This window comes from Giesbergeria giesbergeri, assembly GCF_054779375.1.
On the sequence record NZ_BAAGYJ010000001.1, the window covers coordinates 452,134 to 474,448 of the forward strand.

Below are 22,315 nucleotides of genomic sequence, written 5' to 3' on the forward strand. Positions count from 1 at the left end.
GGGGGTTTCTGTAGGTGGAATCCACATCAGAACCCTGCTTGATTGATTGGACAATCGCCCGCTGGTTATTCCGTCTGGGAGACACGTTCATGAAAATCAAAAGTCAAAAAGACTTTTTTTCCGGCCTCATGTTCATGGGCGTCGGTATTGCCTTTGCTTGGGGTGCCACTGAATACAGCATTGGTTCAGGTGCCCGCATGGGCCCAGGCTACTTTCCGCTGGTGCTGGGCATCCTGCTGGCCTTCATCGGCACAGTGATTGCGTTCAAGGCCACCGTGATTGAAACCGTAGACGGCGACAAAATCGGCAAATGGGCCTGGAAGCCACTGTTCTTCATTCTGGGCGCCAATGTGGTGTTTGGTATCTTGCTGGCGGGCTTGCCCGGTCTGGGCATTCCTGCCATGGGTTTGATTGTGGCCATCTATGCGCTGACTTTCATTGCCAGCTTGGCGGGCACGGAGTTCAATGCCAAGGGCGTTTTTGTATTGGCTACTGTTTTGGCGGTAGGCAGTTATGTGGCTTTCGTCTGGGCGCTGAAGTTGCAGTTCCCAGTCTGGCCTAGCTTTATCGTTGGCTAATCGGGAGTACCGCTCATGGAATTGCTTGACAACCTGGCGATGGGCTTTGGCGTCGCCTTTACATTTCAAAACCTCATCTGCTGTTTTATTGGTTGCCTGTTGGGCACCCTGATTGGCGTGCTGCCCGGCATTGGCCCAGTGGCTACTATCGCCATGCTGTTGCCCGCAACCTATGCCCTGCCCCCAGTAGCGGCACTGATCATGCTGGCCGGTATCTACTACGGTGCGCAGTACGGTGGCTCTACCACTGCCATCTTGGTCAATCTGCCGGGCGAATCCTCCTCAGTCGTCACCGTGATCGATGGCTACCAGATGGCCCGCAAGGGCCGGGCGGGGCCGGCACTGGCGGCTGCGGGTTTGGGTTCGTTCTTTGCTGGTTCGGTGGGTACGCTGATCTTGGCGGCCTTTGCCCCTCCACTGACAGAAGTAGCCTTCAAATTTGGCCCTGCTGAATACTTTGCGTTGATGGTGTTGGGTCTGATTGGCGCTGTGGTGCTGGCTTCCGGCTCGCTACTCAAAGCCGTCGCCATGATCGTCTTGGGCCTGTTGCTTGGTCTGGTCGGCACCGATGTCAACTCGGGTGTCGCCCGCTTCTCCTTTGACATTCCAGAACTGACCGACGGTATTGGCTTTGTTGCCATTGCAATGGGGGTGTTTGGTTATGGCGAAATCATTGCCAACTTGTCACGCCCCTCTGAAGACCGCGAGGTGTTCACTGCCAAGGTAGAAGGTCTGTTCCCCACCAAAGAAGACTTCAAGCGCATGACCCCTGCCGTGCTGCGCGGCACTGCCTTGGGTTCGGCACTGGGCATCTTGCCCGGTGGTGGTGCCTTGTTGGCAGCTTTTGCGGCCTACACTATTGAAAAGAAAACCCGCCTGCACGCTGGCGAAGTTCCATTTGGCCAAGGCAACATCCGGGGCGTGGCCTCGCCTGAAGCGGCCAACAATGCGGGTTCGCAAACCTCTTTCATTCCGCTGCTCACGCTGGGTATCCCACCCAATGCAGTGATGGCCCTGATGGTGGGTGCCATGACCATCCACAACATCCAACCCGGCCCGCAGGTCATGACCAGCAACCCCGAGTTGTTCTGGGGCTTGATTGCTTCGATGTGGATCGGCAACGCTATGCTGGTCATTCTGAATCTGCCGCTGATTGGTCTTTGGATCAAACTACTGACAGTGCCCTACCGTTGGTTGTTTCCCTCTATCGTGCTGTTCTGTGCGGTGGGTGTTTACTCCACCAACAACAACACTTGGGACATCTGGATGGTGGGGGGCTTTGGTTTTATTGGCTACCTGTTCCACAAACTAGGTACCGAGCCTGCACCACTGCTGTTGGGCTTCATTCTCGGCCCAATGATGGAAGAAAACCTGCGCCGCACCTTGCTGTTATCGCGCGGGGATTGGAGCGTTTTTGTGACACGGCCTCTGTCGGCCTGCTTGCTGGCTGCTGCCTTGCTGCTGCTGATCATCGTGCTGTTGCCTGCCGTCAAGAACAAACGCGAAGAAGCCTTTGTGGATGACTGATCGGCCCCACCCAACCCCACGGTATTAACCGTTCCACCACGGCGCCTTTGGGCGCCGTTGCTGTTACTGGCCGCCCTGTGGCCTCTTTTTTGTCTATCCTTGTGCCTTCCACCAACGCTACACCCGCACATACAGCCCAGCGCCACAGAGCCACAGGTTTGACCTTTGCCGTGTTGGGTGCAATGGCCTTCAGTGGCAAAGCCATCATCGTCAAGCTGGCCTATAGGCACGGTGTAGATGCCGTCACACTCATCATGTATCGGATGCTGTTTGCACTGCCTATTTTTGCCGCTATGGCGTGGTGGGCCAGTCGGGGCAAGCCGCCCTTAACACGCAAAGACTGGTTAGGCGTTTTGGGCCTAGGGGTGTCGGGTTACTATCTGGCCAGTTTTCTGGATTTTGCCGGGTTGGCCTACGTCAGTGCCAGCCTAGAGCGGCTCATTCTCTATCTCAACCCCACTATTGTGCTCATGCTGGGCTGGTTGCTGTATGGTCGCGGCATACGCTGGGGACAAGCACTGGGCATGGCGATCAGTTATGGTGGTGTTGTCTTGGTGTTTGGAACCGAACTGCAAGGGCAGGGCACCCAAGCCGTCTGGGGTGCTGTGCTGGTGTTGGGTAGTGCCATCAGTTATGCGTTGTATCTGGTTTATAGCGGCCAGATGGTGCAGCGCCTAGGTGCCTTGCGGTTGGTAGGATTGGCAACCTCCGTGGCGTGCATTCTTTGCCTGTTGCAGTTCGTGCTGTTGCGCCCGTGGTCAGCGGCAGCAGTAGCCCCCGAAGTCCTGTGGCTATCAGTGCTCAATGCCACACTCTGCACCGCGGCACCTGTTCTACTGGTCATGTTGGCCATCGAACGCATTGGTGCCGGAGCGGCAGCGCAAATGGGCATGGTCGGGCCTATGTCTACCATATTGATGGGTGCATGGCTGCTGGATGAGCCACTGACATGGACTGTGTTGGGCGGGACTGCCTTGGTGCTTGTGGGCATTTTCGTCTTCACACAAACACCCCGCCCCCCTGCTGGTTGATGGTCAGCCTGGAGGGTTTTCGTTTCTTCATGGTCAGCCCCTGCGCTGGCTGTAGCCAAAGGAGTAAGTCATGGATTTAGGAATTGCAGGCAAATGGGCACTGGTCTGTGGTGCCAGCAAGGGGCTGGGACTAGGCTGTGCACAGGCCTTGGTGCGAGAAGGCGTGAATGTAGTCATCAACGCCCGACAACCACAAGCACTGGCACAGGCCGCAGCACTGCTGACCACCGAGGCAGAACAAAGCGCCCGTCTGCGAGGGCAAACCAGCCACTTTCCGCTAGTGCTCACCGCCGCCGCAGACATCACCACCGCACAAGGACGTGAGGCCGTGCTCCACGCGCCCCATGGCCCTGGTGCCGCCTTTGACATTCTGGTCACCAATGCGGGGGGGCCACCCACCGGAGATTTTCGTGATTGGGGACGCGAGGCTTGGTTGGCTGCCGTAGAGGCCAACATGCTCACCCCCATCGAGTTGATCAAGGCCACCGTCGATGGCATGGCCGCTCGGGGTTTTGGTCGCATCATCAACATCACATCCAGCGCCGTCAAAGCACCCATCGACATCTTGGGTTTGTCTAATGGCGCTCGTAGCGGTCTGACAGGCTTTGTGGCTGGGTTGGCACGCAGCCCTGAACTGGCCGGACGGGGCGTGACCATCAACAACTTGCTGCCTGGCAAGTTCTCTACAGACCGGCTCGAAGCCACGCTCCATGGCAGCGCAGCCAAAACCGGGCAGAGTCTGCAAACCGTGCGCACCACGATGTTGCAGAGCATTCCAGCAGGCCGTTTTGGCACCCCCGCTGAGTTTGGTGCTTTTTGTGCGTTTGTTTGCAGCCAGCATGCTGGCTACCTGAACGGACAAAACCTACTGCTAGATGGCGGTGCCTACCCCGGTGCCTTCTGATCAGGGCGCGCGCAAAGCTTGCAGAATCGGCAGAGGCGGGCGCACCACCGGGTCGATGATTGCGGTGGGCACTTGGTAAGACCGCTCATCAAACAGGTCAATACCGCAAGCCAGATTCTCAATCCAAGCCAAAAACTCGCTGATCGCCTGCTGTCCCATCAGCGGGGCACCATGCTGTGGCACGATCATGGCAATGTCGAGCTGGCGCACCATGTTTACCCACAGGCGCAAAATCTTGTTAGACACCATGTAGCGGCGGTGAAAGCCCTCCATCAGCGGCAGGTGGCTCTTGAAGTTGGTCACGGGGCGGGCCGCTTGGGCGCCATCCATCATCGACACCCCCAGATCGCCCGTGAACAAAATGCGACTGACCGGGTCATAAAACTGGAAGTTGCCTTCCGAGTGCATAAAGTGGGCCGGAATCATCCAGATTTCATGGCGCCCCAATGGCAAACGACCACCAACATCAGCCACGCTGATGACCCGGTTTTCGGTCTTGCCCGCCTTGGTGAAATGGGGCACAAAACGTTCCCAGATACGCGAAATGACCAACAATGCCTTGGTGCTGGAGAGCCAGCGATCCAATGCTGCAATGATGTCAGGATCAGCATGCGAGGCCAGCACATACGAGAGCTTTTGCGGCGGGAAATGCTTGAGCATCCCCATATACAGCTCGTTGTAGGCCAAATTGCCTCCTGGATCAATGATGGCGCCAGTATCGTCATCCACAATCAGGAATTGGTTGGCCTGCACAGCCTGCCCATCTTCTTCCACCAAATCGGTGAACATGTAACAGGCATGGTTTTTGTCGCGGTAAAGTTCAATGGGCATATCGGGAGCGGCATAAAACTGCCGCATCGGGTGGATCGAAAGACCAGGCCGGGCCGACAGTTGCCGCCCAGACCGGCACTCAGAGGGAAAGCAGGCGCTCGTTACGGAAGCTCTCAGCAGCCGACTCGCGTGGACGAATCACTTGGGCGGTCTCGGCGCTGACCAGCACTTCAGCCGCACGGCCCCGGGTGTTGTAGTTGCTGGCCATCGACATGCAGTAAGCTCCCGCCGACAGCACCGCCAAGCGGTCGCCCGACTGCACTGCCAAGCTGCGCTCACGCCCCAGCCAATCCCCGCTCTCACACACCGGCCCCACCACATCGTAGACCTGCGCCAACACGTCGCTGCGCTGGTGCAACGGCACAATACCGTGGAAGGCTTGGTACATGGCTGGACGCGGCAAATCATTCATAGCGGCATCCACAATACAGAAGTTCTTTTCTTCGCCTGGTTTCAGGTAGAGCACTTCGGTCACACACAGCCCGGCATTGCCCACCAACGAGCGGCCTGGTTCAATCAAAAACTGGCGGTCGCCAAAGCCGCGTGCATCCATCTTCGCCAGCAATTGCGCCCACAAGTCATCGGCGGCAGGGGGGGTGTCACCGTTGTAGTTGATACCCAAGCCCCCACCAAAATCGATATGGTGAATCGGGATACCAGCCGCCTCAATAGCCTCGATCAAATCCAGCACTCGGTCGGCGGCATCCAGATAGGGGGTGGCTTCTGTGATTTGCGACCCAATGTGACAGTCTATGCCCACCACACGGATGCCTGGCAAACTGGCAGCGCGCTGGTAGGTGACCAAGGTACGCTCATGGGCAACACCAAACTTGTTACCCTTGAGCCCCGTGGAGATATAGGGATGGGTCTTGGGGTCCACATTGGGATTGACGCGGATACTCACTGGCGCTTGCAAACCCATCGATACCGCCACCTCGCTGAGCACCTCCAGCTCGGCTTCGCTCTCGACATTAAAGCAGAGGATACCGGCTTGCAATGCCTGGCGCATCTCGGCGCGGGTTTTACCCACCCCCGAAAAAATCACCTTGCCCGCATCGCCGCCTGCCGCCAATACGCGTTCCAACTCCCCACCCGACACAATATCAAAGCCACAGCCCTGACGGGCAAAGAACTGCACAATAGCCAATGACGGATTGGCCTTCATGGCATAGCAAATCTGCACTTTGCGCCCCGCAAAACCGCGCTGGTAGGCAGCCAGCGCCTCTTGCATGGCGGCGCTGGAATAGACAAACAACGGCGTACCGTGGGTTTGTGCCAGTTCTGTGACACGCACTGCTTCAACAAACAAATCAGCGCCCCGATAGGCGATGTGGGGATGACCAGGCAATACAGTAGACGTCATGGAGCAACAGAAGAAGGGACTGGGGTGGCTGGGGCCGGCGTAACGGCAGGCACTGCCGCAGACGATGGCAAATACAGTGGGCCACGCTGACCGCAAGCCGACAATGCCGCTGCCACGCTGGCAACAAGGACAAAGCGCCTGACTAGAATTTGAAACGCTTTCAACATGGTGAAATTGTATGACCGACCTTGAATTCTTGGCCCAAGCTGAAAAATTGTTACTGGCCGTCGAACAATCCTGCGACCGTATCAACGACACCACCGACGCAGACATCGACAGCCAACGCAGTGGTGGCATGGTCACACTCACATTCCGCAACCGCAGCCAAATTGTTATCAACCAGCAAAAGCCGCTGCATGAAATCTGGTTGGCTACCCGCTCTGGAGGCTATCACTACCGTTTTGATGGCAGCCAGTGGCAATGCACCAAAGGCAGTGGCGAGTTTTTTGCCCGACTAGACGCTGATGCCAGCACCCAAGCGGGGCTGGCATTGCGCTTCACGGCAGGCGCTTGAAACCATTTGCACCCAGCATAACCCTCAGTTGCGGAACAGATCCATGATCCGGTTACGCTCCTCAGCAGCGGGTGGCTGTGGGGCGGCCTCGGTAGCAGCACCGGTGCCAGTGGTGGTGGATCGCCCCTCTGTTCCTAAGCTAGACACTCCGCCACCACGCGCATATTCGGTGTAGAACCACTCACCACCACTTTGCACCACCCCTGTGGGTACAGTAGGCTCCATCACGGGCACATCTTTCAGGGCATGGGCCATGAATGAGATCCAGACTGGCAAACTCAGCCCGCCGCCAGTTTCGCGGCTGCCCAAGTTGCGTGGTGTGTCATAACCAATCCAAGTCACAGCGGCCAAGGTCGGCTGAAACCCAGCAAACCAAGCATCCATCGCATCATTGGTGGTGCCCGTCTTGCCATACAAATCAGGGCGTTTCAGTGTGGCCTGTGCTCTGGCCGCAGTGCCTGAACGGGTCACCTCCTGCAACAGGCTGTCCATAATAAAAGCATTGCGGGCATCAATGGCTCGCTCTTGCTTGTCCAGCACCGGTGGCTGTATTTCTGAAATCACCTTCCCCTTGTGGTCTGTGACCTTGGCAATCAGCCAAGGATTGACCCGGTAGCCCCCGTTGGCAAACACCGAATACCCCACTGCCAATTGCATGGGCGTGACCGAACCAGCCCCCAAAGCCATCGTCAGGTAGGGCAGGTGTTTTTCAGCATCAAATCCAAAACGGGTGACCCATTGCTGCGCATTCTTGGTGCCTACAGCCTGCAAAATACGAATAGAAATCATATTCTTCGACTTAGCCAACCCCGTACGCATCGTCATCGGCCCATCGTACTTGCCATCGTAGTTTTTTGGCTCCCAAGGCTGCCCCCCTGTCACACCAGCATCAAAAAACAACGGGCTGTCATTGATGATCGTGGCCGGAGTGAACCCCTTCTCCAACGAAGCAGAGTAAATAAATGGCTTAAAACTCGACCCAGGCTGGCGCCATGCTTGGGTCACATGGTTGAACTTGTTCTTATCAAAGTCAAACCCCCCCACCAGCGCCCGGATAGCGCCCGTGCGAGGGTCTAAGGCCACAAAGGCACCCTCAACTTCTGGCAGCTGTGTCGCCTCCCAAGTCTTCTTAGCCGTTTTGGTCACCCGGATGATGGCCCCGCGGCGCAACTTGGTATTGGGTGGTGCCTTGTCGCTCAGGCCCGACTGCACAGGCCGCAAGCCCTCGCCAGTGATCTCCAACACATCGCCATTGCCACGCACAGCCACCACCTTGCGTGGGCTGACCTCTAACACGATGGCCGATAACACATCGCCATTGTCTGGATGATCAGCCAGCGCCTCATCAATCGCATCATCCAGTGCCTGCGCATTACTGGGCAGGGTGACAAACTTTTCTGGCCCGCGGTAAGGCTGGCGCCGCTCATAGTCCATGATGCCACGGCGCAATGCCTGATAGGCCGCCTCTTGGTCACCTGCATTCAGTGTGGTGTACACATTGAGCCCACGGGTATAGGCCTCATTGCCATACTGCGCAAAAATGAGCTGACGTGCCATCTCAGCCACATACTCTGCATGGGTGCGGGTCTGATCCGAGCTGCTGCGAATACGCAGCGTCTCTTCGCGGGCCTGTGCAGCCTGCTCAGACGTGATGAAATTGTTTTCCTCCATCCGGTCGATGATGTGCAACTGGCGCACCCGCGCCCGTTTAGGGTTGCTGATCGGGTTGTAGGCTGATGGTGCTTTGGGCAGCCCTGCCAGCATGGCCGCCTCGGCCACCGACACCTGCTTGAGCGGCTTGCCAAAATACACCTCTGCGGCAGCCGCAAAACCGTAGGCCCGATTGCCCAAGAAAATCTGATTCATGTAGATTTCCAGAATCTGATCTTTGGTCAGCAAATGTTCGAGCTTGAAGGTCAGTAAGATTTCGTAAATCTTCCGGGTGAATGTTTTCTCGGATGAGAGGTAAACATTGCGTGCCACCTGCATGGTGATGGTAGATGCGCCTTGGCTTTTCACCCGCCCAATATTGGCCAGACCTGCACGCAAAATCCCCTTGAAATCCACCCCGTTATGTTCAAAAAAGCGGGTGTCTTCAATGGCCAACACCGCATTTTTCATCACCTCTGGAATGTCTTGGATTGGCGTCAAATTGCGGCGCTCTTCACCAAACTCACCCAACAACGCCCCCTCAGCCGAATAGACCCGCAATGGCAGCTTGGGCCGGTAATCAGCCAAGTCTGAAATGTCAGGCAAATTGGGGTAAGCCATTGCCAGCGCGACCCCCACCACCAGTATGGCAGCCAGAACACCAGCGACCACCAACCCCAGACTCCAAAGAATCAGGCGCAGCAACCAATGCCGCTTTTGGGGTAAAACAGGCGCTGGAGGCGAAGGAGTTTCCTCTGGAGGAATAGGCGAACTATCGGGGGGAAAGGCGGGGGGCGGCATAACGCTCCGGATCGGTAAGGATGCACATTATAAAAATGCGTGCTTGCTGGTGGAAAATCCACACTTGGCACAGCCTGTGCTTTAGCGATGATGCACGAGCCCAGTGATGCAATGGCATCGGTCAGTGCGTCTACTTTTGGCAACGAACGCCCGGCACCGTGGCAGCAAAAGCCTTTGCTGCGGGACTATCTTACTGATAGCATCCATCCAAAACGACGAGCGTGTTGCCTATTTTTTCAGCATAAGGGGGAGCCATCTTGATTTCTGTGGGAGCTTTGTTCAGTCAACAGCCCGCCCCGCTGGTCGGCATTGACATCAGTTCCTCCAGTGCCAAGCTGGTGGAGCTTGCGCACAACAAGGCCGGCGGGCTGGTGCTGGAGCGGTGCGCCATCGAGCCTCTAGAGCGTGGCTGGATCACCGACGGCAACATCGAAAAATTTGATGAAGTCGCCGAGGCCCTACGCCGCTTGGTCAAAAAAAGCGGCACCCGCACCAAACAGGTGGCATTGGCCTTGCCGCCTTCGGCTGTCATCACCAAAAAGATCACATTGCCTGCGGGCCTGACCGACCAAGAGCTGGAAGTGCAGGTTGAGTCCGAAGCCAACCAATACATCCCCTTCTCGCTGGACGAGGTCAGTTTAGACTTTTGTGTGGTTGGCCCGAATAAAAGTTCCCCAGGTGATGTAGACGTGCTCATTGCTGCGTCACGCCGGGAAAAAGTACAAGACCGCCAAGGGCTGGCCGAAGCCGCTGGACTCAAGGCGGTTATTGTGGACATCGAATCCTATGCCGCCCGTTTGGCGGCCAGCCGCCTGATCGAAGCCTTGCCCAACAAGGGCGTAGATGCGGTCGTGGCCCTGTTTGAGGTGGGTGCCCTGACCACCAGCATGCAGGTGATCCGCAACGAAGAAGTGCTCTACGACCGAGATCAGGCTTTTGGTGGCGCACAACTCACCCAGCTCATCGTGCGCCAATATGGTTTCTCGCCCGAAGAAGCTGAAAGCAAAAAGCGCAATGGTGATCTGCCCGACGATTACGCCTCTGCTGTGCTCAAACCTTTTGTAGAAACCCTGGCCCAAGAAATTGGCCGGGCACTACAGTTCTTCTTTACCAGTACCCCCCACAATCGGGTAGACCACATCATGCTGGCAGGCGGTTCAGCCCCCCTGCCTGGCCTGACCGAAGCAGTTACCCAACATGCTGGTGCTGTGTGCAGTGTGGTCAATCCCTTTGAAGGCATGGACATCGGCAGCGGTGTTCGCATGAAAAAAATGGCGCGTGAGGCACCGTCTTATCTCACCTCCTGTGGATTGGCGATGCGGAGGTTTTTGCAGTGATCTTGATCAATTTGCTTCCCCACCGGGAAGCCGCCCGCAAGCACCGGCGTGAAATGTTCCAGGCCACGATGTTCGCATCGTTCCTGGTAGGGTTGTTGATTGCTGGCGGCATCTATTCGTGGTTCCAGATGCAAATCGGTGAACAACAGACCAAAAACGACTTTTTGCAAGGCGAAATCAAGGTACTGGAAAACCAGATCAAAGAAATTGCCACCATTGAAGAGGAAATTGCTGCCCTGACCGCACGACAAAAGGCGGTGGAAGATTTGCAGGCTGATCGCAATCTACCAGTGCATCTGCTGACCGAACTGGTCAAGCAACTGCCAGATGGCGTGTACGTGACCAACCTCAAGCAAGAGGGCCGTACTGTCACGATGCAAGGCATGGCGCAGTCCAATGAGCGTATTTCGGAAATGCTGCGCAACCTGAGCAACAACACCCCTTGGCTGGCCAAACCCGAACTGGTGGAGATTGTCTCTGGCAATGTGGCCTTGGGTGCCCGCGACCAACGCCGTGTTGCGGCCTTCAAGATGAACTTCCAGTTGATGCGTGCCAGTGAAGTCGAGAAAACCGCCACAGGCCAAGGCACAGGCACAGGCACCGCCCAGACCGGAAAGTAGAGCATGGTCAAAAAGCAAATTCCCAAGATTGACTTTGCAGCACTGCAACAGGATGTGCAGCGCCAGTTCACCAACCTAGACACCAAAGACCCATCACTGTGGCCGCCCCTGCCGCGTACTCTGTTGTGTGTCTTTATTGCAGTGGGCGTTGCCGTGGCCTTGTGGTTTGCCGTGCTGGTCGATTATGAGGCTGAGCTGGAGGCTGCACAGGCACAAGAGCAAACCTTGCGCCAAGACTACCAAAAGAAGCTGCTCAAGGCTGTCAGTTTGGATGCCCTCAAGAAACAACGTGAGCAAATTCAGCAGTATGTGATCCAACTGGAAAAACAACTGCCCAGCAAGGCAGAAATGGCCGCGTTGCTCTCAGACATCAACCAAGCAGGCTTGGGTCGTAGTTTGCAATTTGAACTGTTCCGGCCGGGTCAAGTGGTTGCCCGTGACTACTATGCCGAATTGCCAATTGCCGTGCGCGTCACCGGCAAATACCATGACATGGGTTCATTTGCGGCAGATGTAGCCCACCTGTCACGCATTGTGACCATGGACAACATCGTCATCGCCCCCAATCCTAAAGACGGTGCCAACCTGACCATGGATGCCACAGCCCGCACCTACCGCTATCTGGACTCTGAAGAAGTACAGGCCCAGCGCAAGGCGACTGAAGGGAAGAAGAAATGAAGCGCATGCTGATACTGGCCTGCTGCACCTTGCCACTGCTGGGATGTGAATCGTCCGGAGAACAGGAATTGCGCGATTGGATGGCCCAAGAGCGTGCCCAAACCAAGCCCAAAGTCACCCCCCTGTCCGAGCCAAAACAATTTCAGCCAATGCCCTACACCGCCGAGAGCAGCATTGAGCCGTTTGACAAGCTCAAACTGGTACAGGCTTTGCGACGCGAATCGGCACAAGTGACTGCCAACGCGGGCCTTATTGCCCCCGAGTTAGCACGGCGCAAAGAACCATTGGAAGCATTTCCATTAGACACCATGGCGATGGTGGGCAGCTTGGACAAGCTGGGCAAACCTACAGCATTGCTCCGGGTAGACAACCTCTTGTACCAGGTGCAGGTGGGCCATTATCTGGGGCAAAACTACGGGCGTATCACCGCTATCACAGAGACGGCCATTCAACTGCGGGAAATCGTCCAGGATGCTACTGGGGACTGGGTAGAGCGTGCTGCATCGCTGGAACTGCAAGAGGGAGCGAAGAAATGAAACAGAAAAACATGGCCATGATGGGAGCGTTCCGGCGTGCCGTGGCTGTTGCAGCCGCTGCGCTGGTCTCGACCGCGGCACTGGCACAAGGAACCATTCAGGCCGTGACAGGTTCGATTCTGGGAGGTGCAGAAGTGTTGCGCATCGACCTGAGTGAGCCACTAACGGCCTTGCCACATGGTTTTGCTACGCAATCGCCTGCGCGTATTGCGCTGGATTTTCCAGACACCCTGAATGCTTTGGGCAGCAGTCTGGTCAATATCAACCAGGGCAACCTGAAATCCGCCAACGTGGTGCAGGCCCAAGGTCGCTCCCGGGTAGTACTCAACCTGAAGCAGGCCACCTCCTACCGCGCCGAATTGCAGGGCAAATCTCTGTTGCTCATTCTGGAGCCTGTGGCCAACTCTGGCACTGTGGCACCTGCAGTCCAAAAAACCACCTTTGCCGAAGACCAAAACACCACCACCCTGCCCATCAAGGATGTGGATTTTCGCCGTGGTGCCGATGGCGCGGGCCGCATCATCATCAAACTACCCAACAACCAAGTAGGGGTGGATCTGCGACAGCAAGGCAAGGGGCTGAGCATTGATTTTCTGCATTCCTCCTTGCCTGAAGGTTTGCGCCGCCGCTTGGATGTGGCCGATTTTGGTACCCCAGTGCAACTGATCAGTGCCGCACAGCAAGGTGACCGTGTGCGCATGACCATCGAATCCAATGGCGAATGGGAGCACAGTGCTTACCAAAGCGACAACCAATTCGTGGTAGAAGTTCGGCAAAAAAAGGTCGATCTGAGCAAACTTTCTCCCGGCCCAGGTTATAGCAACGAGAAACTGTCACTCAATTTTCAGAATATTGATTTACGTGCCCTGCTTGGTGTCTTTGCCGACTTTACCAACATCAATATTGTGACCTCAGATACGGTCAATGGCTCCATGACCTTGCGCCTGAAAGACGTGCCTTGGGATCAGGCTCTGCAAATCATCATGGAGGCCAAAGGACTGGGCCAACGCAAAACTGGCAATGTGCTCTGGATTGCGCCCAAAGACGAAATTGATGAGCGCACGAAAAAAGATTATGAAGCGGCCTTGGCGATTCAAAAATTAGAGCCATTGCGCACACAAGCATTCCAGCTCAACTATGCCAAGGCCGATGCCATCGTCGACCAGCTCACCAAATCGGCCAGCAGTGGTGGTAGTGGCGGCAGCTCCACACGCTTTTTGTCTGAGCGCGGAAGCGCCATTTCTGAACCACGCACCAACCAGATTTTTGTCTCAGATACCCCCGGTAAACTGGAAGAAGTACGTCAACTGATCGCCAGCTTGGATGTAGCAGTGCGCCAAGTATTGATTGAGGCCCGCATCGTAGAGGCCCGTGATACTTTTGGCCGTTCATTAGGGGTGCGCTTGGGAGGCTCCGATCTGCGAGCCAACCGAGGAGGCGACGGTGGCTATAGTCTGGGTAACAACAACCGTGTGGCTTTTGGCTCTTCTTATGCCAACGCAGTGGCCAGCAGTGGTGCGGGTGGCAATGTAGATACCTCCTCTTCTTTCGTGAATCTGCCTGCCAGCCTCTCCAGCGCAGCCAGTTTCGGCAATTTCGCGCTGTCTATTTTTAACTCTGCGGCCAATCGTTATCTGAATTTGGAACTCTCAGCCATGGAGGCCGATGGCCAAGGCAAGGTCGTTTCTAGCCCACGCCTGATCACTGCCGACCAAGTCAAGGCGCTGATTGAACAGGGTACAGAATATCCCTATTCTGTGACGGCACCCAATGGTGCCACCACCATTGCGTTCAAAAAGGCCGTTTTGAAGCTGGAGGTCACGCCCCAAATTACCCCTGAGGGAAATATCATTCTGGACTTGGACGTGAACAAGGACAGCCGTGGTGAAACCACCCTGCAAGGCGTAGCGATTGATACCAAACACATCAAAACCCAAGTGTTGATTGAAAATGGCGGCACCGTTGTGATTGGTGGTATTTTTGAAATGGAAGAAACCAACCAAGAAAACAAAATCCCTTTCTTTGGTGATGTGCCAGTGGTAGGCAATCTCTTCAAAAGTAAAACCAAGGAGTCCGCCAAACGGGAAATGTTGGTATTTATCACCCCCAAGATCATCACTGAGCGTACTGCACAGCGTTAAAAATTTTTCATCGATAGGATAGAAAATGCAAAAGATATTCAGAATCCTGATGCTGATGCTGGTGACAGCATTGGCGGCTTGCGGAGGTGGAGGAGACTCGCCTGGAGGCAATCCCAACCAACCCAATTTGGTCACCACTGCAGGTGATGCGGTAGTGTTGCCAGTGGGTGCCACCAACCAGTACCAGATCAGTGGTGGTGTACCACCCTACCGTGTCACCTACCAAGACCAAGCCATTGCCACTGCGGCTGTGGACGGCACTACCTTGCGTATCAGTGGGGTAGCCGCTGGTGTCACATCGGTGTCGGTGATGGATTACAGTGGGTTCTCCACAGCCATTGCTGTACAGGTGGGCGCTGGTGCGCCACAGTCTCTGTTCAGCACAGCACCAACCCAACTCAATATCATCAATGGCACCTCGCGCACCTACCAGGTGACAGGTGGCACCACGCCCTACAGCGTCACCAGTGCCGATCTCACGGTGGCAGATGCCAGCATTTCAGGTAGCAGCCTGGTTATTACAGCGCGTGGCCCAGGACAGACCACCATCACCGTCAGTGACCGTGACCCTGTTCGTCCAGCCACCTTGACGATCGGCGTTACTGTGGGCTCATCCACCAGTTTCTTCGTCAATGCCCCAGCCACCGTACAGATCAAGATTGGCACCAGCCAAAGCTACCTGCTCAATGGCGGCACCACACCCTATTCTGTGTTCAACAGCACCCCCACAGTAGCCACGGCTTCTATTGCAGGCACCACACTGACCGTACACGCCCTGAAGGCCGGTACAGCCACGTTGGAGTTGCGTGATGCCGCAGGCAGCAGTGCCGCGATGGAAGTAGTGACCACCACCGAAGACGGCACCTCTGGCTCTGGCTCGACTACGCCTGTCAACAAAGCGCCTGTTCTGCAATCGGCAGGTTTGGTAGACGCCAGCGGCGCAAGCACCAACTCCATCAGTGCATCGGGTTACACCACCTTGGCTGTCACGCTTGCCAGCCCCACGGGTCAAGTGATCCCCAACCAGTTGATCACTGTCAGCGGCGATCCCACCCAAGTGGGCTTTCCTGAAGGTGCCTCTGGCCTGACCGACGCTTCTGGCGTGGCCCGTATCAAGATCAAGCGCGCCGCCCTCACTGCTACGGGCGCAGGCTCCCTGACCGTGACCTACAGCTACAAAGCAGGTACGTTGAGCAGCTACTATCCCAATACCAGCGTCCAACCACCCACGGCAGATACTGTGGTGTCCACTTACGTGGGTTACCAATTGGCTACCGCCAATATCACACTGGACAATTTGGATGTGGGCACTGCAAGCCTTGCAGCCTATGGCACACGCCAAGTCTCAGTACAGGTCAACCTCAATGGTGCGCCTACACCCACCCCTGTGCAAGTGAACTTCACCACCACCTGTGGTCAGATATCGCCAGCCACTGCCTCGACCAACAGCGAAGGCAAAGTCACGGTGAGCTATTCGGCCACAGATGCCACAGGCACTGCCCAAAGCACCCAAGGGTGCAGCGGCAAAACAGTGGAGATTTCGGCCAGCACCTTGGGTGCAGCAGTGACCTCCAAAACACTGAACGTGCTGGGCGCCCCGGCCACCAACATGGCCTTCGTGAGTGCCACACCCACCCGCATCTATCTGGCCAACTCTGGTGGCCCCACACAATCGCTGCTCAAGTTCAAACTGGTCAATGCACAGGGTGAACCGATTCTGGGCCGTGATGTGGTGCTGTCGCTCAAGACCGTGACCGGAACACTGGATGCCAACAAAGCAACCTTTGGCAGCGTGGGCAATATCAGTGCCATCACTACACCTACCGATTCCAATGGTGAAGTATCGGTGCCCGTGTTCTCAGGCACAGTGCCCACCAACGTATTGGTAAATGCCAAGCTGGCAGCAGATACGGCCATTCAGACTGACTCTGCGGTGCTGACCATTGCCTCGGGTCGTCCTGCCCAAGCCCGTGTGAGCCTGTCCATCGAGAAGTTTGCTATTGAAGGCTTCAATGTGGATGGGGATGAATCCACTGTCACCATGTCTTTGGCCGACCGCCAAGGCAATCCTGTGCCCGATGGCACAGCGGTGAACTTCGTCACCGAAGGTGGCGTGATGATTCCTCCTGTCTGCACCACTGGCACCAATGGCCAAGGCAACTCACAATGCATGGTGAAGATTCGCAGCCAAAACCCACGCCCACAAACGGCCACGCCTCGTGCAGGCCGCGTGAGCATCTTGGCCTATGCTGCTGGTGAAGAAGACTTCAATGATCGCAATTTCAACAACGTTCATGACGCTGGTGAAACCTTTACCGACTTGGGTACTGCCTTCCGTGACGACAACGAAAACAATGTTTTCGACAACAGTGCGGAGTTCTCTGTGCCACGCACTGGTGCCTCTCCAACAAGTGGTGATGGCGTCTGGGGTGCGGCTGATGTTCGTGGTGAACACATCATCATCTTCGCCACCAGTGGTGCAGTGATCAGTACCACCAGCGTCACCACAGGTGGGGTGGCTTTTGTGGTGGCAGACGGCAATGGCAACAGTATGCCTACTGGCAGCCAAATCACTGTCACGGCAGTAGACAACACCGAAAATGACATGGGATGTGCAGTGGCCGCAGGTGCTACTGCAGTGATTCCCAACACCCTGGACTCATTCCCGTGGGCTGCATCGTTGAGCAAATGTGCAACGGGTGACATGGTGGTCATTGAAGTCAAGACTCCAAAGACCAACACGGTCACGGGTCTGAACGTGCCCCTGCGCTGATGCCCACTGCCCCACTCGCAGAGGCAGCCCCTACCCATCTTCTGGTGTTGGTGGGGCTGCCGGGTTCCGGCAAATCCACCGTTGGGCGGCAACTGGCCCGGCGGTTAGGTGTCGCTTTCATCGATTCTGATCAGGTGATAGAGCAGCGCATTGGCTGCTCTATCCGGGCTTTCTTCGACCGTGAGGGCGAAGAGAACTTCCGAGACCTAGAAGAATCGGTGATGGATGAGCTGACAGCCGCCCCTGAGGCGGCTGTGCTTTCTACGGGGGGAGGTGCCGTGTTGCGGCCCGCCAACCGGCAGTGTCTGCATGAGCGTGGCACCGTGGTTTATTTGCGATCTTCCCCAGAAGAAGTGTTTCGCCGCATTCGCCACGACAAAACCCGGCCCCTGCTGCAAGTAGCCAACCCGCTGGAACAATTGCGCAAGCTCTATGCCCAGCGCGACCCGCTCTACCGTGAGACGGCCCACTATGTGGTTGAGACAGGTCGCCCTTCGGTGGCTACCTTGGTCAACATGATCACCATGCAGCTGGAGCTGTCTGGTCGTGTGGTGCCAGAAGCACCTGCACTCCAAGACGCCAGCTTTATGTCTGAGACCGATTGAATCGGCATCGGCCCTGGGGGAAGAACTGTAGGCCACTCTGGCCTACACTTGCTGACCATGCAAGCCGTCTCTTCCTCCCCTTCCTTTTCTTTGCCCAACGCCCAGACTGCTACACAGCAGGTGTCTATTGCGTTGGATGATCGCAGCTACTCCATTGCCATTGGTACTGGGCTCTTGGATGAGCCAGCACTCTATGCATCTCTGCCTGCGGCCACCTGTGCTCTGATCGTGAGCAACACGACAGTGGCCCCTCTGTATGCCAAACGGCTACAGACCATTTTGCAACAGCGTTATGCCAGCGTGCATGTAGTGGCCCTGCCCGATGGTGAGGAATACAAAACCTGGGAAACGCTCAATCTGATTTTTGATGCCCTGCTCGGCCACAGCTGCGACCGCAAGACGGTGCTGTTTGCTTTGGGGGGTGGCGTGGTTGGTGACATGACAGGGTTTGCCGCAGCCAGCTATATGCGTGGTGTGCCCTTCGTGCAAGTGCCCACCACCCTACTAGCACAGGTGGATTCTTCGGTCGGTGGCAAAACGGCCATCAACCATCCATTGGGCAAGAACATGATTGGCGCTTTTTACCAGCCCCGACTGGTACTGTGCGATTTGACCACCCTCAACACCCTGCCTACCCGCGAACTCAGTGCCGGTTTGGCCGAAGTCATCAAGTACGGGCCGATTGCCGATATGGCCTTCATGGATTGGCTTGAAGCCCATATGGATGCCCTGCTGGCCCGGGATGTAGAGGCGCTGGCCCATGCTGTGCGCCGCAGTTGCGAAATCAAGGCTTGGGTGGTTGGGCAAGATGAGCGCGAATCCGGTTTGCGTGCCATTCTCAACTTTGGTCATACCTTCGGCCATGCCATCGAGGCAGGCATGGGCTATGGGGTCTGGCTGCATGGAGAGGCGGTGGGGGCAGGCATGGTGATGGCGGCGGAGTTGTCTTGCCGTCTTGGCTTGGTAGATGCGTCATTTGTGGCGCGTTTGACCACCTTGGTACAACGTGCAGGCCTGCCGGTACGTGGGCCCATATTGGATGCCACTGACAACGCAGGCCGCTACCTGGAGCTGATGCGTGTGGACAAGAAAGCCGAAGGCGGCGAGATCCGTTTTGTGCTGATCGAAGTGCCAGGCCAAGCCGTCATGCGTGCTGCACCTGATGCGCTGGTGCGTGAAGTGATTGACACCTGCTGCGTTTAAAGCATTGAAGGCGCCCCATAGCAACCCTTATAGAACATCAATGCCCAATGAGTTTTCTGAGCCAATTGAAATCACAAGCCAGCGTGGTGCAAAGCCAGCGGGAACAACAAATTCAAAGCGTGGAGGACAACACCCACGTCACTGAACTGGCCTGCAAAGAAGCTTGGCGCTATCTACAAGAGTTGGCACCGCAGCTGAATGTGTTGATGCCCGATGGCCCTGCGCTGTCGCTGGATGGCAAGACCACTTGGCCCGCCTTACAACTGGTCAATTTCCGGGCAGATGCCCGCAAAAAAACCCTGCGCAATCGCGAAGTGTTTGACTATATTGCCATCGGCTGGAAGATACAGCCTAAACCGGGCAGCCACCCTAGCGGCGCTGTGACTGTGAATTTTCCACCAGACTTGCAGCGGGTCGAGGCCAATTTGCAAACGGCCAGCGTACCGCACGAACGCCAAGATATACGCCACCCAGAAAAAAACACCTTGCAGGCCTACCGCTTTGACTACCAAGTGGAAGCGCGTGGCTATGTGACCATCACCCCCAACCATGATCAGGGGATGCTGGCTTTTCGCTTAGTGACGGTGTCAGGCTTTGGTGTCAAAGATGCACTGTGGCCTGCTGCTAAGGTGACAGTGGATCTGATGGATGAGCTGGCCAAATTGCTGGTGCAGCAGCCCAGCCGGTTCCTGTGACAATCGCATTTTTAGCTTCTTCATATTGCGCTGCCCATGTCTTCTGCTGCTGTTTCTTCTGCTGATCTTGCTGCCCGTGATGCCATAGTGGTGCAAGACATGGTGCGCTGGCTAGAGCGTGCTGTGATTGATCTTAATTTGTGCCCTTTTGCCAAGGGGGTACACGTTAAAGGACAAATCCACTATGCCGTCAGCCATGCCACCGACGGACGTGGTGTGTTGCAAGATTTGCAACGTGAATTGGAAGCCTTGGCTGAAGCCTCGCCCGAAAAGCGCGACACCACGCTGCTGATAGTGCCTGGGTGCATGGAAGATTTTTTGGACTTCAATGATTTTCTGGAATTGGCCGATGAGATGCTGGACATGCTGGATTTGGGCGGCATTTTGCAAATTGCCAGCTTTCATCCACAGTTTCAATTCGAAGGCACCACCCCAGACGACATCACCAATGCCACCAATCGCGCCCCCTATCCAACGTTGCATTTGATCCGTGAAGAAAGCTTGGATGCAGCAGTAGAAGCGTTTCCAGAAGCAGAAATGATTTATGAGCGCAATATGGAAGTGCTGCGTCAGTTGGGAGCAGAAGGCTGGAAAGCTTTGGATGTGGGCGCACGTTGCCCCATGCACGATGCCACAGAGGCGCCCCACACTGCGGCCAAGGATCGCGCATGAGCCAACAAAAATCCCATCGCCAGCGCACCACGCCCGTATCCGCTGCCTCATTGGCTGAAGCAGCCGTGCAGCAAGAGTTGCGCCCCGGCCAGTCGATAGAGTTGCTCAAGGAGCTGCATATCCTGACGCGTGATGGGAAGCTGAACCAAGACTCACGGCGCAAGCTCAAGCAGGTATACCACCTGTTTCAATTCATTGAACCCCTGTTGCAAGAGTTTTCTCAGGGAGAACACGCTCCTACACTGGCCGATCATGGGGCAGGCAAGTCCTATTTGGGCTTTATCCTGTATGACCTGTATTTCAAGGCATTGGGGCGCGGCCAGATTTATGGGATTGAGTGGCGGGCTGATTTGGTGGAAAAATCTCGCCTGTTGGCACAGCGGCTAGGGTTTGAACGCATGTCATTCCTGAATTTGTCGGTAGCTGACAGTGCCGATGCGGCAGAACTGCCAGAACGCATTGACATGGTCACGGCACTGCATGCCTGTGATACTGCCACAGATGACGCCATCGCCTTTGGCCTGCAAAAGAGAGCGCGTGCCATGGTGCTGGTGCCTTGTTGCCAGGCCGAAGTGGCCGCCTGCCTGCGCCAAGGCAAAGCATTGCAGTTGGCCCGTACCCCTCTGGCAGAGTTGTGGCGTCACCCACTGCACACCCGCGAGCTGGGTAGCCAAATCACCAATGTGCTGCGCTGCCTACACCTAGAAGCCAGTGGCTACCAAGTCACCGTGACAGAACTGGTAGGCTGGGAGCACAGCATGAAGAACGAACTGATCATTGCCCGCTATACCGGACAAAAAAAACGCAGTGCAGCAGAGCGGCTAGGAGCCATTTTGCGAGAGTTCGGACTGGAGCAAATGCTGGGGGCACGCTTTGGAGTAGCTGCTGCGACACCCGCCACAACGTAACCCCGCCCAACTGGCTGATGGGAGCAGCCCAAGCTCCCCTCCAGACAAGAGGGCCAGATACTGTTTCTGTTTGGAGCTATTGATGGCCCGTTTGCCGCGCTTGACTCTGCCCGACCACGCACACCATATCATCCAGCGGGGCAATAACCGCCAGCCCATTTTTATCGATACCCAGGATTTCGAGCGCATGTTGGCCTTGCTGGCGGAGAATGTGCGGCAGTTTGCTGTAACGCTCCACGCCTATGTGCTGATGGATAACCATTTCCATCTGCTGGCGACACCAGCCACTGTAGATGCCCTACCCAAAATGATGCAGGCGGTGGGCAGAAGCTATGTGCGCTACTTCAACAACCGACACGGTCGCAGCGGCACGCTCTGGGAAGGCCGTTACCGTGCCACGCTGATAGAGCCGGAACGTTATTTGCTTGCCTGTATGGCGTATATCGACCTGAACCCTGTACGGGCGGGGTTGGTAGCACAAGCAGCGGCTTGGCCGTGGTCTAGTCATGCCCATTACACAGGTATGCGGCAGGATCGTATGGTCACGGCACACCCTTTGTACTGGATGTTGGGCAACACCCCGTTTGCCCGAGAGGCTGCCTACAACGCATTGGTGCAAACAGGTGTGCATACGGATGTGCAAGCGGCCCTGACCGATGCAACCCTGAATGGCTGGGCGTTGGGAGGAGAGAAATTTGTGGCGGAATTACAAAAGAAGGCGCAGCGCCGCGTGACCAAAGCCAAACCTGGCAGGCCACGCCTCACGCACAGGCAGTCTGTACAAGACACCATAAGAATCACCCGTTGACCCTGAGGAATCAGGATTTCTTGCTATGCTATTTGATTTGTCCCCAAATAAATAAAGAACTTTAATTTTTGAAATTAATTCGTATCTGACCCTAATTAAATTACTTGCATGGTTTTGCTGCATTGCACTACCCTACACAT

Annotated in this window: 21 protein-coding genes; 17 read left to right on the plus strand and 4 right to left on the minus strand. The window is 56.0% G+C overall.

Annotation, left to right across the window (positions count from 1 at the left end; translation table 11 throughout):
• Positions 1 to 89 precede the first annotated feature (89 nt).
• The 4 genes from ACYVB2_RS02035 to ACYVB2_RS02050 all read left to right on the plus strand — a co-directional run bounded on the left by ACYVB2_RS02035 (position 90) and on the right by ACYVB2_RS02050 (position 4,040).
• Positions 90 to 578: a tripartite tricarboxylate transporter TctB family protein gene (locus ACYVB2_RS02035; RefSeq protein WP_382429528.1), complete on the plus strand. Its 489-nt coding sequence runs from the start codon at positions 90 to 92 to the stop codon at positions 576 to 578.
• A 15-nt stretch (positions 579 to 593) separates the two neighbouring features.
• On the plus strand, positions 594 to 2,105 hold the full coding sequence (locus tag ACYVB2_RS02040) for a tripartite tricarboxylate transporter permease (protein WP_460535060.1): 1,512 nt from the start codon (positions 594 to 596) through the stop codon (positions 2,103 to 2,105).
• A gap of 101 nt (positions 2,106 to 2,206) precedes the next feature.
• Positions 2,207 to 3,136 carry a DMT family transporter gene (locus ACYVB2_RS02045; RefSeq protein ID WP_460535063.1) on the plus strand — a complete coding sequence of 310 codons (930 nt, stop codon included), beginning with the start codon at positions 2,207 to 2,209 and terminating at the stop codon, positions 3,134 to 3,136.
• 70 nt (positions 3,137 to 3,206) lie between these two features.
• Positions 3,207 to 4,040, plus strand: a complete 834-nt coding sequence (locus tag ACYVB2_RS02050; protein WP_382429522.1) for an SDR family oxidoreductase — start codon at positions 3,207 to 3,209, stop codon at positions 4,038 to 4,040.
• Here the strand turns inward: ACYVB2_RS02050 and ACYVB2_RS02055 are convergent, their stop codons facing one another.
• From ACYVB2_RS02055 to lptM, 3 genes are all read right to left on the minus strand, one after another.
• Complete coding sequence (locus ACYVB2_RS02055) at positions 4,041 to 4,871, minus strand: oxygen-binding di-iron domain-containing protein (protein ID WP_382429520.1); 831 nt, start codon at positions 4,869 to 4,871, stop codon at positions 4,041 to 4,043.
• Positions 4,872 to 4,950: 79 nt separating this feature from the next.
• Positions 4,951 to 6,234 (minus strand): diaminopimelate decarboxylase, encoded by a 1,284-nt coding sequence (gene lysA / locus ACYVB2_RS02060; protein WP_382429518.1) that lies wholly within the window; start codon positions 6,232 to 6,234, stop codon positions 4,951 to 4,953.
• The gene (gene lptM / locus ACYVB2_RS02065) at positions 6,231 to 6,401 is read right to left on the minus strand and encodes an LPS translocon maturation chaperone LptM (RefSeq protein ID WP_382429516.1); all 171 of its coding nucleotides are present in this window, start codon (positions 6,399 to 6,401) and stop codon (positions 6,231 to 6,233) included. Before lptM ends, lysA begins: the two co-directional genes overlap by 4 nt.
• Positions 6,402 to 6,412: 11 nt before the next feature.
• On the opposite strand from lptM, the gene cyaY reads away from it, so the two are divergent.
• Complete coding sequence (cyaY, locus tag ACYVB2_RS02070) at positions 6,413 to 6,748, plus strand: iron donor protein CyaY (RefSeq protein WP_382429514.1); 336 nt, start codon at positions 6,413 to 6,415, stop codon at positions 6,746 to 6,748.
• Positions 6,749 to 6,772: 24 nt separating this feature from the next.
• Here the strand turns inward: cyaY and ACYVB2_RS02075 are convergent, their stop codons facing one another.
• The gene (locus tag ACYVB2_RS02075; RefSeq protein WP_382429512.1) at positions 6,773 to 9,199 is read right to left on the minus strand and encodes a PBP1A family penicillin-binding protein; all 2,427 of its coding nucleotides are present in this window, start codon (positions 9,197 to 9,199) and stop codon (positions 6,773 to 6,775) included.
• A gap of 257 nt (positions 9,200 to 9,456) precedes the next feature.
• Here ACYVB2_RS02075 and ACYVB2_RS02080 point away from each other — a divergent pair, with 257 nt between their 5' ends.
• The 12 genes from ACYVB2_RS02080 to ACYVB2_RS02135 all read left to right on the plus strand — a co-directional run bounded on the left by ACYVB2_RS02080 (position 9,457) and on the right by ACYVB2_RS02135 (position 22,175).
• Positions 9,457 to 10,536, plus strand: coding sequence for a pilus assembly protein PilM (locus tag ACYVB2_RS02080; protein WP_382429510.1), 1,080 nt, complete (start codon positions 9,457 to 9,459; stop codon positions 10,534 to 10,536).
• Complete coding sequence (locus tag ACYVB2_RS02085) at positions 10,533 to 11,156, plus strand: PilN domain-containing protein (protein ID WP_382429508.1); 624 nt, start codon at positions 10,533 to 10,535, stop codon at positions 11,154 to 11,156. The genes ACYVB2_RS02080 and ACYVB2_RS02085 overlap by 4 nt, the downstream gene beginning before the upstream one ends.
• Positions 11,157 to 11,159: 3 nt before the next feature.
• Entirely contained in the window at positions 11,160 to 11,834 is a 675-nt protein-coding gene (locus tag ACYVB2_RS02090) for a type IV pilus inner membrane component PilO (RefSeq protein WP_382429506.1), read from the plus strand.
• On the plus strand, positions 11,831 to 12,370 hold the full coding sequence (locus ACYVB2_RS02095) for a pilus assembly protein PilP (protein ID WP_382429504.1): 540 nt from the start codon (positions 11,831 to 11,833) through the stop codon (positions 12,368 to 12,370). Before ACYVB2_RS02090 ends, ACYVB2_RS02095 begins: the two co-directional genes overlap by 4 nt.
• A complete protein-coding gene (pilQ, locus tag ACYVB2_RS02100) occupies positions 12,367 to 14,511 on the plus strand; it encodes a type IV pilus secretin PilQ (RefSeq protein WP_382429502.1) in 2,145 nt (714 codons plus the stop codon). Before ACYVB2_RS02095 ends, pilQ begins: the two co-directional genes overlap by 4 nt.
• A 25-nt stretch (positions 14,512 to 14,536) precedes the next feature.
• Positions 14,537 to 17,284, plus strand: coding sequence for a beta strand repeat-containing protein (locus ACYVB2_RS02105; RefSeq protein WP_382429500.1), 2,748 nt, complete (start codon positions 14,537 to 14,539; stop codon positions 17,282 to 17,284).
• Complete coding sequence (locus ACYVB2_RS02110) at positions 17,284 to 17,889, plus strand: shikimate kinase (protein WP_382429498.1); 606 nt, start codon at positions 17,284 to 17,286, stop codon at positions 17,887 to 17,889. Before ACYVB2_RS02105 ends, ACYVB2_RS02110 begins: the two co-directional genes overlap by 1 nt.
• A gap of 57 nt (positions 17,890 to 17,946) precedes the next feature.
• Positions 17,947 to 19,092, plus strand: a complete 1,146-nt coding sequence (gene aroB / locus ACYVB2_RS02115; protein ID WP_382429496.1) for a 3-dehydroquinate synthase — start codon at positions 17,947 to 17,949, stop codon at positions 19,090 to 19,092.
• 47 nt (positions 19,093 to 19,139) lie between these two features.
• Positions 19,140 to 19,787, plus strand: a complete 648-nt coding sequence (locus ACYVB2_RS02120) for a hypothetical protein (RefSeq protein ID WP_382429494.1) — start codon at positions 19,140 to 19,142, stop codon at positions 19,785 to 19,787.
• A gap of 36 nt (positions 19,788 to 19,823) precedes the next feature.
• On the plus strand, positions 19,824 to 20,459 hold the full coding sequence (locus tag ACYVB2_RS02125; RefSeq protein WP_382429492.1) for a DUF1415 domain-containing protein: 636 nt from the start codon (positions 19,824 to 19,826) through the stop codon (positions 20,457 to 20,459).
• Complete coding sequence (locus ACYVB2_RS02130; RefSeq protein WP_382429490.1) at positions 20,456 to 21,367, plus strand: class I SAM-dependent methyltransferase; 912 nt, start codon at positions 20,456 to 20,458, stop codon at positions 21,365 to 21,367. The genes ACYVB2_RS02125 and ACYVB2_RS02130 overlap by 4 nt, the downstream gene beginning before the upstream one ends.
• Before the next feature lie 82 nt (positions 21,368 to 21,449).
• A complete protein-coding gene (locus ACYVB2_RS02135) occupies positions 21,450 to 22,175 on the plus strand; it encodes a transposase (protein ID WP_382429488.1) in 726 nt (241 codons plus the stop codon).
• Positions 22,176 to 22,315: the final 140 nt, after the last annotated feature.

What these genes read in the sequence shown, in the direction of transcription:
- ACYVB2_RS02035 (WP_382429528.1), top strand. Translation starts at nt 90, where the DNA reads ATGAAAATCAAAAGTCAAAAAGACTTTTTTTCCGGCCTCATGTTCATG.
- ACYVB2_RS02040 (WP_460535060.1), top strand. Translation starts at nt 594, where the DNA reads ATGGAATTGCTTGACAACCTGGCGATGGGCTTTGGCGTCGCCTTTACA.
- ACYVB2_RS02050 (WP_382429522.1), top strand. Translation starts at nt 3,207, where the DNA reads ATGGATTTAGGAATTGCAGGCAAATGGGCACTGGTCTGTGGTGCCAGC.
- ACYVB2_RS02055 (WP_382429520.1), bottom strand. Translation starts at nt 4,871, where the DNA reads ATGCCCATTGAACTTTACCGCGACAAAAACCATGCCTGTTACATGTTC.
- lysA (WP_382429518.1), bottom strand. Translation starts at nt 6,234, where the DNA reads ATGACGTCTACTGTATTGCCTGGTCATCCCCACATCGCCTATCGGGGC.
- lptM (WP_382429516.1), bottom strand. Translation starts at nt 6,401, where the DNA reads ATGTTGAAAGCGTTTCAAATTCTAGTCAGGCGCTTTGTCCTTGTTGCC.
- cyaY (WP_382429514.1), top strand. Translation starts at nt 6,413, where the DNA reads ATGACCGACCTTGAATTCTTGGCCCAAGCTGAAAAATTGTTACTGGCC.
- ACYVB2_RS02075 (WP_382429512.1), bottom strand. Translation starts at nt 9,199, where the DNA reads ATGCCGCCCCCCGCCTTTCCCCCCGATAGTTCGCCTATTCCTCCAGAG.
- ACYVB2_RS02090 (WP_382429506.1), top strand. Translation starts at nt 11,160, where the DNA reads ATGGTCAAAAAGCAAATTCCCAAGATTGACTTTGCAGCACTGCAACAG.
- ACYVB2_RS02095 (WP_382429504.1), top strand. Translation starts at nt 11,831, where the DNA reads ATGAAGCGCATGCTGATACTGGCCTGCTGCACCTTGCCACTGCTGGGA.
- pilQ (WP_382429502.1), top strand. Translation starts at nt 12,367, where the DNA reads ATGAAACAGAAAAACATGGCCATGATGGGAGCGTTCCGGCGTGCCGTG.
- ACYVB2_RS02105 (WP_382429500.1), top strand. Translation starts at nt 14,537, where the DNA reads ATGCAAAAGATATTCAGAATCCTGATGCTGATGCTGGTGACAGCATTG.
- ACYVB2_RS02110 (WP_382429498.1), top strand. Translation starts at nt 17,284, where the DNA reads ATGCCCACTGCCCCACTCGCAGAGGCAGCCCCTACCCATCTTCTGGTG.
- aroB (WP_382429496.1), top strand. Translation starts at nt 17,947, where the DNA reads ATGCAAGCCGTCTCTTCCTCCCCTTCCTTTTCTTTGCCCAACGCCCAG.
- ACYVB2_RS02120 (WP_382429494.1), top strand. Translation starts at nt 19,140, where the DNA reads ATGAGTTTTCTGAGCCAATTGAAATCACAAGCCAGCGTGGTGCAAAGC.
- ACYVB2_RS02125 (WP_382429492.1), top strand. Translation starts at nt 19,824, where the DNA reads ATGTCTTCTGCTGCTGTTTCTTCTGCTGATCTTGCTGCCCGTGATGCC.
- ACYVB2_RS02130 (WP_382429490.1), top strand. Translation starts at nt 20,456, where the DNA reads ATGAGCCAACAAAAATCCCATCGCCAGCGCACCACGCCCGTATCCGCT.
- ACYVB2_RS02135 (WP_382429488.1), top strand. Translation starts at nt 21,450, where the DNA reads ATGGCCCGTTTGCCGCGCTTGACTCTGCCCGACCACGCACACCATATC.